We start from the raw sequence: 12,642 nt of genomic DNA, 5'->3' as shown, positions 1-12,642 counted from the left end.
ACTAAAACACCGATCATTTTGTAATGAAATGTAATGTTGGTGAAACAAAAAGTCCGTCATTTTCTCGTATAATAACTGAGGGTAAATAGAAAGGTGGACTTTTAAGTGAGAAAGCAAATGTTTGGGTTCGTTGCCACGCTATTGTTGGGTGCTAACGTACTTTTACCAGTCTTTGCACAGGCAGAGTCACTGAATGAGTTAGATAAAAAAGAATCCGCAATCGCTCAACAAAGTGATAAAATCAGCGGAGAATTACAGATCGCACTGAATGATGTCAACGAAAAATATCAAGAAGTTAACAATATTCGGACAAAAATTAGTGAGAATGAAGCAGTTTTGGAAAAGACCAAAACAGATATTGTGGAAACAGAAAAAAAGATTGAACAGCGTAAAGAAGCAATTGCAGAGCGGATGAAAACTGCTCAAGTCAATGGTATGACGGATCGTTCGATTAATGCATTATTGGAATCAAAGGATTTTGGTGAGTTTTTGAATCGTGCCTTTGCGATGTCCGTTATCCAAAATGCAGAGAAAACAAAAGTTGCTAGTCTAGGCGAGGCTAAAGACAAATTAACCGAACTAAAAGCAACACAAGAAAAAACACAAGCCCAATTAAAACAAAATAGTCAAAGTCTGGAAGCTGAAACGACGAAGTTAGATGAAAAAATGGCCAACTTGAAGCAAGAGTTAGCCGATAATAAAACTAGCTTAGAAAAAATCAGCCAAGACAAAGAAGTAGAAAAAGCCCGCCAAGCTGCTGAAAAAGCACAAGCGGAAAAAGCGGAGAAAGAAGCAAAAGCGACGGAAGCTGAAAAAGCATCAAAAGCTGCGACAGCACAGGCACAAGAAAAGGCGAGGGCTGAAGCGTCATCGCAAGCCTCTGCTCAAGCGTCAAAACCAGCTGCATCAGCGTCAAGTTCACAACAAACAACACAAACAAGTGAACAACCAAAACAAGAACCAGCGCAACCAGCACCAAGCACACCGACGACATCCGGTCGTACGATGCAAATGGAATCAACGGGTTATTCATGTGCAGAGTCAGTGAATACATTTTTTACAGCGATGGGGATTGACTTACGTCAAAACCCACAGGTTGTAGCTGTTGATCCAAGTGTCATTCCATTAGGTTCAATGGTAGAAGTATCTGGCTATGGAATTGCAATCGCTGGTGATACCGGTGGTGCCATCAAAGGAAATATTATTGATGTCCATTTTCCAACGGTTGAACAATGTATCCAATGGGGACGTCGTTCAGTAACTGTGACCGTTATTAGTTAAGACAAGTTAAGCACCGTTTGAGATCATAGGATTTCAGACGGTGCTTTTTTTGCGTATTTAGTCGTTATTCTGAATGATAAGATTATCTAAATGACTTTCTATTTGTTCTACGTCCAACTTATTTGTGAAGTTAAACTAAAAAGCTTTCAATCACAGAGCTAGGTGTTACACACCAAAAATGTTAATTCAGACTCGGTTAAAAAATGTAGAAGAGCTAAATTGTAGGTAAAAAAATCGTTATTGGAAAATAGGTCCGAATGGCAAATTATTGATGATGACACATAAATATGTTCAATTGTTGCTTAATATTCAAACAGAACCGTTTGATTCGCGGAATTATTCGTTTTAGAGATAGTAAATAGTAAGAAAGCTATTGACTACACTAAAACGTAATCATAGATTCTTTGGAAAACGAACATAGCGTGTCAGAAAAATGGAAATAATTATAACAAACAGAACTTGATACCATAGTCATTCAAATGATCACTTAGAGACCTCTAATAACATTAACAATGCTAGCTTATATTTAGGAGAAAAACTAAATAATAATAAAAAGAACTATTTTATCATCCTCAATCATCTTTTACTTTGTTAAAGAAATAATTGAGTAATCACCTCTTTTAAACATTACGAGTGTTATCTAATGTTTCTATACAAGAAACTTTATAAAGCTTGTACTACTTATAATCTTTCTATCATGTCATGTATACCTTATTTAGAATAAGTATTATTTTAAGTTATAATATAAAATTTTTCATTGTGACTAAGTATCATTTTTTGATACTTAAGAAAGTGAATTGTTTAACATATGCCTGTAAATCTTGTATTGTAATAGGTGTAGAACAACTCGTGTTATTAAAATAATGAATTAGAAGGGTGAATGTAAAATGATTAAATTGTATACGTCAGCTAGTTGTACATCATGTAGGAAAGCAAAAGCTTGGTTAATAGAAAATGGACTTGAGTTTGAAGAAAGAAATATTATGTCTAATCCGTTAACGAAGGACGAAATTAAAGAAATTCTCTCAATGACTGAAACAGGAACAGATGAAATTATTTCCACACGTTCAAAGGTCTATGAAAAATTAGACGTTGATTTCGATGAGCTATCTCTAAGTGAATTAGTTACTATCATTGAAAAATATCCTAGCTTATTGAGACGACCACTCGTTTTTAATGAAACGAAATTCCAAGTAGGTTACAACGAAGATGAGATACATCAGTTTATTCCGAGAGAAGTTCGTAGAGTGACTTCGAAAAAAATGTCTAGAGTTTTACTCTATATGGATCTGAAAAAAGAAAGTCTTGTATAAAGACATAAATATAGATGAATCCCCATCCCGTTCTTTTTTGTTGGTAGGAACAGGATGGGGATTATTTTGCGAGTTAGGCCTTTCGCAGTGTATTAAGTTTGAAGTATAGATATGATTTTTTAACAAATTAATGAACAAGCAGTTTAGCCTAATCGTATGCGTACGAGAATAGAAGTCATTTTTCACGCTTTTGGAAAAATGATTACCATTCAACTGAGCTAGCTGCGAGTTAAGCTTCTTGCAGTGTATTGAGCATGAAACGAAAATAAGCCTCATTTTTCTGTTTTTAGAAAAATGAGGCTTATTCTACTAACTAACTGTTTGTCGAATCAAATAATCAAATGCACCGAGGGCAGCGGTTGCTCCAGAGCCCATCGAGATAATGATTTGCTTATATGCGCTGTCTGTACAATCGCCTGCGGCAAAAATGCCTTCTACATTGGTTGCGCCATGTTTGTCCACTAGAATTTCACCACGATCGCTCAAAGCGACGGTATCGGCTAACCACTCAGTATTCGGCATTAGTCCGATCAGGATGAAGACTCCCTCAACATTCAAGGTATGTTCCTCATTCGTTAGGCGATCTGTATACGTTAATGCTTCAACATGGGAAGAACCGGTGATCTCCTTCGTTGCTGCATTGGTAATTACCGTGACATTCGACAATGAGTAAAGCTTTTCTTGCAACACTTGATCGGCCTTTAGTTCAGGAAGAAATTCCAGTACATAAATATGTTTCGCTAATCCAGCTAAGTCAATGGCGGCTTCAATCCCTGAGTTTCCGCCACCAATCACCACAACTTCTTTATCTTTGAACAATGGGCCATCACAATGTGGACAATAAGCGATGCCTTTATTCTTAAATTCCTTTTCACCAGGAACATTGATGGCACGCCAACGGGCACCGGTTGAAAGAATCGCAGACTTCGCAGTTAATTGTGCGCCGTTCTCTAATTCCACTTCGATCAAGTCGTTTTTCTGAATAGATTTGGCACGTTGACCCTTCATAATGTCCACATCGTACCGCTTCACGTGTTCTTCCACTTGACGCATTAATTGTGGACCTTCCACGTAAGGCGTGCCGATCACATTTTCGATTCCCAGCGTTTCTAAGACTTGACCGCCGAAGGTATCCACGACCATTCCGGTCTTGATTCCTTTACGAGCAGCATAAATTGCTGAACTGGCACCGGCAGGACCGCCCCCGATGACTAAAACATCAAAGGTTTCTTTATCGGCGAATTCATCCGCACTCAAAGGTCCGCTGACTTTTTCGATAATCTGTTCGATCGTCATTCGACCGCTATCAAATTCTTCATTGTTTAGAAAAACAGTCGGTACGGCCATGACTTCCTTTTCATCAACTTCTGCTTGGTACATCCCGCCTTCGATCATAGTGTGCGAAATCTTTGGATTCAACACAGACATAATGTTCAACGCTTGGACGACATCCGGGCAGTTATGACAGGTTAGGCTGACATAGGTTTCAAATGCTAACTCCCGATCAATCGATTTGATTTGTTGAATCAGCACATCATCAATCTTCGGTGCCCGACCGCTGACTTGCAGCAAAGCTAGAATGAATGAAGTAAATTCGTGTCCCATTGGTAGACCGGCAAAGACGATGCCGCTAGCATCTGCGCCCACCTGATTAATCTCAAAGCTTGGGGTCCGTTTTAAATTCTTGGTTTCGATCAAAATTTTATCATCCATCGCCGCGACTTCAGCCAAGAAATCTTCTACTTTTTTCGACTCTTCAGATTCATCCAAACTTGCTGAAAAAACGATCTTTGATTCTAATAAGGCTAAATATTGTTTTAGTTGTTCCTTCGTTTCATTATCTAACATAGGAGCACCTTAAATCTTGCCGACTAAGTCAAAGCTTGGTTTCAGCGTTTCACCGTCTTCTTTCCATTTAGCAGGACAAACTTCACCTGGATGAGTGCGAACGTATTGCGCTGCGCGAATTTTGTCGATCAAGCTGCTGGCATCACGGCCAATTCCGTCAGCATTGATTTCCATTGCTTGGACAATGCCGTCTGGGTCAATGATGAAGGTTCCGCGTTGTGCCAAACCTGCTTCTTCATCTAACACATCAAAGATACGTGAGATATGATGAGAAGGATCACCGATCATCGTGTAGTTGATCTTACCGATGGCATCTGATGTGTCATGCCATGCTTTGTGCGTGAAATGAGTATCTGTTGAGCAAGAATACACCTCAACACCTAACTCCTGTAATTTTTCATATTGATCTTGTAAATCCTCTAATTCTGTTGGACAAACAAAAGTAAAATCTGCTGGATAAAAACAAACGACGGACCATTTGCCTTGTAGTACTTCTTCAGAAACCTCGATAAATTTTCCTTGACGATAGGCTTGTGCTTGAAACGCTTCAACTTGTTTTCCGATTAATGACATGAATGTACCCTCCTGTTTAATAGTGAGAAAATATTCTCGTAATTGATAAAAGAAAATCTGAAAAAACTAGTATTGATCTTCTTTTATTTAAAATAATTATAAACAAAAAACGATTCCATTGTAAATGCTTTTTTGGCATATTTCTGAAACTATTTATCCAAAAAAGCGAAATAATATAGGAAAAAAGATTTTTTGCAAGTAGGGTCTTTTCATTCATAAGCAATCAAAGTAAGGAAAAAGTGATTGCACGGTAAGCGAAGAACCGCCATAATTGAGGAAAAGTAAAGTGGGTGAGAAAATGAAGCGGGTACTTTATTTTCTTTCGTTGGTACTAATAGGATTATTCTGGTGCGGCACAGTCCAAGCAGAGAATATCTATGTGGAGGATCATGCAAATGTCCTGTCCTCCGAAACGAAAGAACAAATCTATCAATACAATCAAAAATATAAAGAATTGGAGCTACGTCCTCAGCTAGCCGTGGTAACTTTGAAACAACTGCCAGCTGATCAGTCGATCGAGAACTTTGCCAATGAGAAGTTCAATCAACTGGGAGTTGGGGATAAAGAGTATGATTCTGGAATCATGTATGTGATTGCGGTAAAGGATCGTAAACAACGGATTGAAGTAGGCTACGGTCTGGAAGGAGATATCCCTGATGCCTTGGCGATGGATCTTATGACAGAAGAAGCAAAGGACTATTTTCGCGGGGGAAATTATAATGAAGGGATCAAAATCGTTACAGGTAATATTAATCACATTTTAATAGGAAGAAAAACGATCAAGGATTTTGAACCAGGGTTCTTTGAAAAACATTTTGCAGGTAAAAGTGCTTGGCAGATTATTCGCAACTATGTCTTTCCGGCACTGGTTGTGATCGTGATTATTTATGCCTTTCTAGAGACGCCAGTATTGAAGCTTTACAGCTATTGGAAAAGCCGCAGAGAATTTGCTGCTGAGTTGAAAAATGATTTAGAGAAAGATGATCCGAAATTTCAACGCTATTTGGTTAGAAAAATGATTCATAGTAAAGAACCGGAAGTATTGATTGCTAGAAAAAAATTGTGAAACGCTATAAGCGGCTAAAAAATAAAAAGCCACGTTACTACCATTTCTATTATGCTTTTGGAACCTTGAAGCTCATGGATTTGTTTACGCAGAAAAAGAAAGAAATGAAGCAATACTCCGTGTATTATCATCACAAGGATTTGTGGAATGAGGGTGGCTCCAGCAGTGACAGATATGGCAGTGGAAGCTCGTCAGGCGGGGGAGATTCATTTGGCGGCGGCAGCACTGGCGGTGCAAGTTCAGATTGGTAAAACTGTTGAGAAATTATTTTCAGCAGTTTTTTACGTTAGAGGAAGTACAGATTTTAAGCGTTTCTTTTCCTATTAAAATAGATAGATGAAGGATTGCATGAGTTTTTCCTAAAGGATAACTAGTATAAGGTACTTTAAAGGGAGTAATGGACAAAGTAGCGCAAATTCTACTATATTTTTTATTAAAAAATCGTCAAAGCTTCAGAACAGTAGTCGATAAATCCTTAAATCGGTATTATTTCAACTATTTTAATTGTCTCAAACATATTTCAACTGTGACAAAAATAAAGAGTCTAATTATTTGTAGAGTCCTAATAGTCTAGGTAACCCCTTTCTTATTTAAGGATAATAGTGAATTAAAATACAAATTAATTATAATATATGAAAATGCTTTTAATTCTTTTATATTTTTCTGAAATAAATAGTGCATATAACATTATATTGGTTGTTTAAATAATCATTGATATTGCAGTCTGTCTGAACTATAATAATAACGTTGATTGTGTTTTTTAAGTTAAAATAGAATAAATGTGTAAACACACAAGTGAATGCATAAACAAAAAAACATTGTATTTTTGATTGGTGTTTATTGTATAAAAAACAAGAAAACTGTGTTTTAATGTAATAAAGAAGTAATTATCATGTTTTTTTATGAAAAAGAAAACAGCCTAGTTTCATATAGAGTAGCACTTGTAGAAGGATTCAAAGAGGACGGATCGAGATAGAAAAGTTCTTTTTCTTTATAAAAATTGTTGAAAAAAGAAGCTAAAATTTCTAAAAGGAATGCCTTTCGTTTCAAGCTTATTTGATATAATATGGCTGCTATTTAAGGGAACTAACCAAAGGGAAAAAAGTAAATTTTAGGGAAGTTGAGGGTCTTATGGAACAAACAATCAGTATCAAACAATTATTTGAACTACTAAGGAAGAGGATTGGGTTAATCATATTAGGAGGACTAGCAGGCCTTTTGATTTCTGGTCTATTAGCCTTTTTCATTTTAACACCGAAATACAGTTCACAAGCACAGTTGGTGGTCACATTGCCGCAAACAGAAACAACCAATGCCAATGACGTGAATACCAACTTGCAGATGATCAATACATATAAAGACATTATCACTGGGGACTTGGTAACCAAAGAAGTCTCTGAGAAATTAAGTTCTGAGTATGGGTTGAAAATGAACACCAATGACCTTAAAGATAGTATCAAGGTAGAACAAAATCAAAACTCTCAAATGTTTTCAATTATAGCAACAAGCAAAAGCCCGAGAGAAGCAGCGAATATTTCAAATACAACTGCTGAGATATTTAAGGCTAATGCGAAAGATGTGCTGAATGTCGATCGTATTTCAATTATCTCTCAGGCGGTAGCAAGCAGCTCACCAGTTTTTCCGAATAAAAAGCTAACTATTGCTGTGGGACTATTACTTGGTTTGATGTTAGGAATCTTTTTAGCGGTTCTTCTGGAATTATTAGATCGTACAGTTAAAGAAAGTAAAACAATAACAGATGAATTTGGCTTAACGCTTTTAGGAAATGTTCCAGAATTAACACAAAAAGAATTGAACGCTAAAATTCGTCGTGAACCAACATCAACAATCACTAAAAGAGAAGTTCCTAAAAAAGAAACAGACATGACTCTTGATCGTCGCAGACGTAAACGGGTCTAGGAGGTAACTATGGCTAAAAGAATGAAACAATCTGATGTAGCACAGGCAGTCAGCCTGATCACTTTAGTAGATAAAAGTTCACCGGTATCAGAACGCTATCGTACGATTCGTACAAACATCCAATTTGCGTCTTCAGCAGATCGACAAATTAAGACATTAGTAATCACTTCGTCAGGCCCAGGTGAAGGGAAATCAACGACAGCAGCCAATCTTGCAGTGGTTTTTGCTAATTCAGGACAAAGCGTTCTATTAGTGGATGCGGACATGCGGAAAGCAACAGTACACAAAACCTTCCTATTAAATAATGGGGTGGGTTTGAGTAATGTTTTAAGTACAGATATGAATGTGAGCGAGGCAGTTCAACGTAGCGTTGTTCCAAATTTATATGTAATGACAAGTGGTCCAAAGTCACCCAATCCATCAGAACTATTAGGTTCAACTCGAATGGATCAATTGGTCAGAGAATTGAGAGCTGATTATGATTTTGTGATCTTTGATATGCCGCCAATCGTAGCGGTAACCGATGCCCAAATCGTTGCCTCTAAAGCGGATGGTACGATGTTGGTCGTACGTGAAAATGTTACCCGCAAAGATTCTTTGCAAAAGGCTCGTGAACTGCTATCCATGGTTAATGCCAATGTATTGGGTGCTGTGTTTAACGGTAGTACAGATGCGAATGATCAAGGCTACTACTACTATGGTACAGATAAATAGTACAAGAGGGTGGAAGAATTGATTGATTTGCACAGTCATATTTTACCAGGTGTCGATGATGGTGCTCAAACGATAGATGATAGCATCGCAATGGCTAAAAAAGCAGTTAGTCAAGGGATCACTCATTTAATGTGTACACCGCATCATAATAATGGTAAATACTCCAATCCTGCTCAGCAGGTTATTACTAGGGTTAATGAGTTACAAAGCGTATTGGACCAAAATGATATTCCTCTCACTTTGCTTGAGGGACAAGAAGTACGGATCACGGGTTCGCTAATAGACGATATTCGAAATCAAGAAATCTTGTTTACTGATCTAGACAATACCTACGTTTTGATTGAATTCCCTTCTGGCGACGTGCCGGAGTATTCGGAGCAGCTCTTTTTTGAATTGATGAGTAATGGGCATGTACCAGTAATTGTTCACCCGGAGCGAAATGCGGTTTTTCGAAAAGAACCGAACCGCTTAATCCCGTTTCTCCAAATGGGTGTACTCACACAATTAACTGCGCCGAGTATTGTCGGCGTATTTGGGAAAGATATTCAAAAGACAGCAAAGCTCATGTTGAAGCACAATATGTTGTATATGGTTGCTTCTGACGCGCACAATCTAAAACATCGAACCTTTCTTATGAAAGAAGCCTACAAAGAAATTCATAAAATCGGTGGAGCGAGAATGGTTGAAGAGATGCAGCAGATGGCAAGAGACTTAGTTAATGGTGATGAAGTTGTACGTCCAGAATTTACAATGATCAAGGAATCACGCTTCAAATTCTTTAATTAAATAGTTTGTTTGGGGGAACATATTATGAAAAGTGAAAAGACTTTTGGGGATGTGAATTTTTTGAAAAAGAAACCTAGCTCTGAATTAGAACAGTCAGAGTTGATTTGGATTGATAAGGAAAAAATCCGAAAACAAAAAGGGTATGATTTTGTTAAGCGACTCATTGATATAGTTGCTGGAACGATCGGAATCGTATTGATTTCTCCGCTTATGCTTTGGGTTGCATATAAAATACATAAGGATGAACCGAATTCACCAGTAATCTTTTCACAGAAACGTGTTGGTCGAAATGGAAAACTATTTACGATGTATAAGTTTCGTTCAATGTGCATAGACGCTGAGAAAAAATTAGATGAATTGGTTGATAAAAATGAGATTAAGGGTGCTATGTTCAAAATGAAAGAGGACCCGAGAGTTACCGAATTTGGAAAATTTATCAGAAAAACTAGTTTGGATGAACTGCCCCAGTTAGTCAATGTTATTAAAGGGGATATGAGTTTGATTGGTCCACGGCCGCCTCTACAACGAGAGGTAGCAGAATATACTCAATATGATATGCAGCGTTTACTTGTTAAGCCAGGTTGTTCAGGGTTATGGCAGGTTAGTGGAAGAAATGATGTTCATTTTGATGAGATGGTAGGTTTTGATATAGATTATATAGAAAATCGAAGTATTGGAATGGATATTTCTCTAATTATTAGAACAATAAAAGTAATGATTAAGCCAGGTGGGGCTTATTAAGGAGTTTTTTTGTGAAAGATAAAAAGCAGCATGTCTATATCATTGGTTCAAAAGGGATTCCGGCAAAATACGGTGGTTTTGAAACGTTTGTTGAAAAGCTGACCGAATATCAAATGGAAAAAAATATTCAATATCATGTAGCGTGCATGACTGAAAACTCAGCCAAATCAGGAATTACTGACAAGCACTTTGAGCATAATGGCGCAAAGTGCTTTAATATTGATGTGCCGAAAATTGGGCCAGCTCGAGCAATATATTACGACATTGCAGCTTTAAACTATGCAATTAAGTTAGCACAAATGAATCAAGATCATCAACCAATTTTCTACGTTTTAGCATGTCGAATTGGTCCTTTTATAAGTGGAATAAAAAAGAAGATCGAAAAAATAAAAGGAAAACTGTATGTTAATCCTGATGGCCATGAATGGATGCGAGCAAAATGGAGTTATCCCGTGCGTAGATACTGGAAATACTCTGAACGGTTAATGGTAAAATATTCAGATTTGTTAATCTGTGATAGTAAGGCCATTGAAAAATATATTAACAATACATATCACGAATACAAACCCAAAACAACTTACATTGCGTATGGAACTGATTTAGCAAAAACCAACTTGAGTGAAAATGATTTAACAGTAATTAAATGGTATAAAGAAAAGAACATTCAATTCAATAATTATTATCTAGTAGTGGGGAGATTTGTACCGGAAAACAATTATGAAATGATGATAAAAGAATTTATGCTTTCAAATTCGAAAAAAGAATTCGTATTAATAACAAATGTGGAAGAAAATAAATTTTATGAAAAATTAAAAAAAGAAACTAATTTTGATAACGATGTTAGAATAAAGTTTGTTGGAACTGTTTATGATCAAGAATTATTAAAATTTATTCGAGAAAATGCATACGCTTATTTACACGGCCATGAAGTGGGAGGGACTAACCCGTCGCTATTAGAGGCAATGGCAAGCACTAAAACTAATTTGCTACTAGATGTTTCTTTCAATAAAGAAGTTGGAGAAAATGAAGTGTTGTACTGGAGAAAAGATAGTGGAAATTTAGCAAAATTAATTAATGATTTAGAAGAACACAATTTTGAATTAAATGTTAATCCTACTAAAATCATTTCAAAAAGATATTCTTTAGGTGGTATTTCTAAAGAGTATGAGTCTCTTTTCATGAAGAAGTAGATTTATAAGAATTAGACAGGCTAATTGTTTATTTTAGTAAGAAAATAATTTTGAATGCATTATTATTAATAGTTGACTAAAGTACTAATGAAGATTGAGGACGAAGTGATATGAAAAAGATTCTAATTGTTTCAAATATGTATCCATCCAGTGAATATCCTCACTATGGAGTGTTTGTTAAAAATACGGAAGATATTTTGATTGAAGATGGATTCCTAGTTGATAGATCAGTAATGTACAAACAAGTTGGAATTATCAAAAAAATATTATCGTACTCATCATTTTATATTAGAACAATTTGTATGATGGTTTTTAGTAAGTATGATTTTATTTATGTTCATTTTGCTTCATTATCCTCTGTACCTGTACTATTTGCAAACAAACTGTCTTCATCAAAAATAGTAGTCAATGTACACGGAAATGATCTTATTCCAGAAACAAAGAAAGATGAAAAATATAGAAAAATTGTACAAAAAATCCTCAATGTTTCAGAAATGATTATCTCGCCATCTCAGTACTTTACTAATGTAATTATTAATGATTTTCATATCTCAGAAGAAAAAATTGTTGATTTTCCTTCTGGTGGTGTAAATAACAATATTTTTTATCCTATGGATAAAAAAGAAGCGATAAGTAAAATGAAACTTGATGATAGTAAGTTTTATCTAGGCTTTATTAGTCGACTTGAAGCAAATAAAGGTTGGGATACTTTTCTAAGAGCATATAAAAAAATATTAGAACGAGAACCTTCGAAAAATATCGAAATTGTAGTGGTGGGGGACGGTAACGATAAAACTGCCTTTTTATCGCTATTAAACGAGTTAAGTATATCCAGCCGGGTTCATTATTATCCTTTACTTGGACAGAATGAAATTAATGTTATTTTAAACTGTATTGATGTATTTTGTTTTCCAACAAATAGAAAGAGTGAAAGTTTAGGTTTGATAGGACTTGAAGCAATGGCTACACGTACTTTAGTTGTTGCTAATAATTCATTTGGTCCGTCTTCTTATATGGAATCAGGTAAAAATGGAATATGCTTTAATGAAAATGACCCGGATGTACTATATGAGGCGATAATACGTGCTATGAACCTGAGTAAAACTGAGAGAGAGTCGTTTCTCTCCAATGCATTTAAAACTTCACATGAATACTCTGTTTCTAATCAAAAAAAATATTTAATTGATGTTTTTAAATAAGTGAAATTGAT

General features: G+C 36.0%; 12 protein-coding genes. 10 read left to right on the top strand and 2 right to left on the bottom strand.

All coding sequences use genetic code 11. The features are described from left to right. The first annotated feature begins 105 nt into the window (after positions 1-105). Both KQI58_RS07225 and spx read left to right on the top strand, forming a co-directional pair. Positions 106-1,281: a 3D domain-containing protein gene (locus KQI58_RS07225; protein WP_216407795.1), complete on the top strand. Its 1,176-nt coding sequence runs from the start codon at positions 106-108 to the stop codon at positions 1,279-1,281. A gap of 887 nt (positions 1,282-2,168) precedes the next feature. After that, a complete protein-coding gene (gene spx / locus KQI58_RS07220; RefSeq protein WP_216407794.1) occupies positions 2,169-2,594 on the top strand; it encodes a transcriptional regulator Spx in 426 nt (141 codons plus the stop codon). 309 nt (positions 2,595-2,903) lie between these two features. Here the strand turns inward: spx and ahpF are convergent, their stop codons facing one another. Continuing rightward, entirely contained in the window at positions 2,904-4,442 is a 1,539-nt protein-coding gene (gene ahpF / locus KQI58_RS07215; RefSeq protein WP_216407793.1) for an alkyl hydroperoxide reductase subunit F, read from the bottom strand. Between the two features lie 9 nt (positions 4,443-4,451). Continuing rightward, entirely contained in the window at positions 4,452-5,015 is a 564-nt protein-coding gene (gene ahpC / locus KQI58_RS07210) for an alkyl hydroperoxide reductase subunit C (protein WP_216407792.1), read from the bottom strand. Positions 5,016-5,313: 298 nt separating this feature from the next. Here ahpC and KQI58_RS07205 point away from each other — a divergent pair, with 298 nt between their 5' ends. The 8 genes from KQI58_RS07205 (at position 5,314) to KQI58_RS07175 (ending at position 12,631) form a co-directional block, all read left to right on the top strand. Further along, entirely contained in the window at positions 5,314-6,081 is a 768-nt protein-coding gene (locus KQI58_RS07205; protein ID WP_253295823.1) for a TPM domain-containing protein, read from the top strand. Between the two features lie 74 nt (positions 6,082-6,155). Next, positions 6,156-6,332 carry a hypothetical protein gene (locus KQI58_RS22615; protein WP_253295822.1) on the top strand — a complete coding sequence of 59 codons (177 nt, stop codon included), beginning with the start codon at positions 6,156-6,158 and terminating at the stop codon, positions 6,330-6,332. An 880-nt stretch (positions 6,333-7,212) separates the two neighbouring features. Beyond that, complete coding sequence (locus KQI58_RS07200; protein WP_216407791.1) at positions 7,213-8,001, top strand: YveK family protein; 789 nt, start codon at positions 7,213-7,215, stop codon at positions 7,999-8,001. 9 nt (positions 8,002-8,010) lie between these two features. Next, positions 8,011-8,715, top strand: coding sequence for a CpsD/CapB family tyrosine-protein kinase (locus tag KQI58_RS07195; protein WP_216407790.1), 705 nt, complete (start codon positions 8,011-8,013; stop codon positions 8,713-8,715). Positions 8,716-8,733: 18 nt separating this feature from the next. Then, positions 8,734-9,501 carry a tyrosine-protein phosphatase gene (locus tag KQI58_RS07190; protein WP_216407789.1) on the top strand — a complete coding sequence of 256 codons (768 nt, stop codon included), beginning with the start codon at positions 8,734-8,736 and terminating at the stop codon, positions 9,499-9,501. A 24-nt stretch (positions 9,502-9,525) separates the two neighbouring features. Further along, a complete protein-coding gene (locus KQI58_RS07185) occupies positions 9,526-10,242 on the top strand; it encodes a sugar transferase (RefSeq protein ID WP_216407788.1) in 717 nt (238 codons plus the stop codon). Between the two features lie 11 nt (positions 10,243-10,253). Continuing rightward, positions 10,254-11,432 (top strand): beta 1-4 rhamnosyltransferase Cps2T, encoded by a 1,179-nt coding sequence (cps2T, locus tag KQI58_RS07180; RefSeq protein ID WP_216407787.1) that lies wholly within the window; start codon positions 10,254-10,256, stop codon positions 11,430-11,432. Positions 11,433-11,542: 110 nt separating this feature from the next. Continuing rightward, positions 11,543-12,631, top strand: a complete 1,089-nt coding sequence (locus KQI58_RS07175; protein WP_216407786.1) for a glycosyltransferase family 4 protein — start codon at positions 11,543-11,545, stop codon at positions 12,629-12,631. Positions 12,632-12,642: the final 11 nt, after the last annotated feature.

This window comes from Enterococcus raffinosus (assembly GCF_018917525.1).
Lineage (GTDB): Bacteria > Bacillota > Bacilli > Lactobacillales > Enterococcaceae > Enterococcus_A > Enterococcus_A raffinosus_A.
Note: the sequence above shows the minus strand (reverse complement) of the source record. Positions and strands in the feature narration are given on the sequence as shown.

Bases quoted from the DNA above. Each gene is read 5' to 3' on its own strand.
- KQI58_RS07175 (WP_216407786.1), top strand. From the start codon at position 11,543: ATGAAAAAGATTCTAATTGTTTCAAATATGTATCCATCCAGTGAATAT.
- KQI58_RS07195 (WP_216407790.1), top strand. From the start codon at position 8,011: ATGGCTAAAAGAATGAAACAATCTGATGTAGCACAGGCAGTCAGCCTG.
- KQI58_RS07185 (WP_216407788.1), top strand. From the start codon at position 9,526: ATGAAAAGTGAAAAGACTTTTGGGGATGTGAATTTTTTGAAAAAGAAA.
- spx (WP_216407794.1), top strand. From the start codon at position 2,169: ATGATTAAATTGTATACGTCAGCTAGTTGTACATCATGTAGGAAAGCA.
- KQI58_RS07200 (WP_216407791.1), top strand. From the start codon at position 7,213: ATGGAACAAACAATCAGTATCAAACAATTATTTGAACTACTAAGGAAG.
- ahpC (WP_216407792.1), bottom strand. From the start codon at position 5,015: ATGTCATTAATCGGAAAACAAGTTGAAGCGTTTCAAGCACAAGCCTAT.
- ahpF (WP_216407793.1), bottom strand. From the start codon at position 4,442: ATGTTAGATAATGAAACGAAGGAACAACTAAAACAATATTTAGCCTTA.
- KQI58_RS07205 (WP_253295823.1), top strand. From the start codon at position 5,314: ATGAAGCGGGTACTTTATTTTCTTTCGTTGGTACTAATAGGATTATTC.
- KQI58_RS22615 (WP_253295822.1), top strand. From the start codon at position 6,156: ATGGATTTGTTTACGCAGAAAAAGAAAGAAATGAAGCAATACTCCGTG.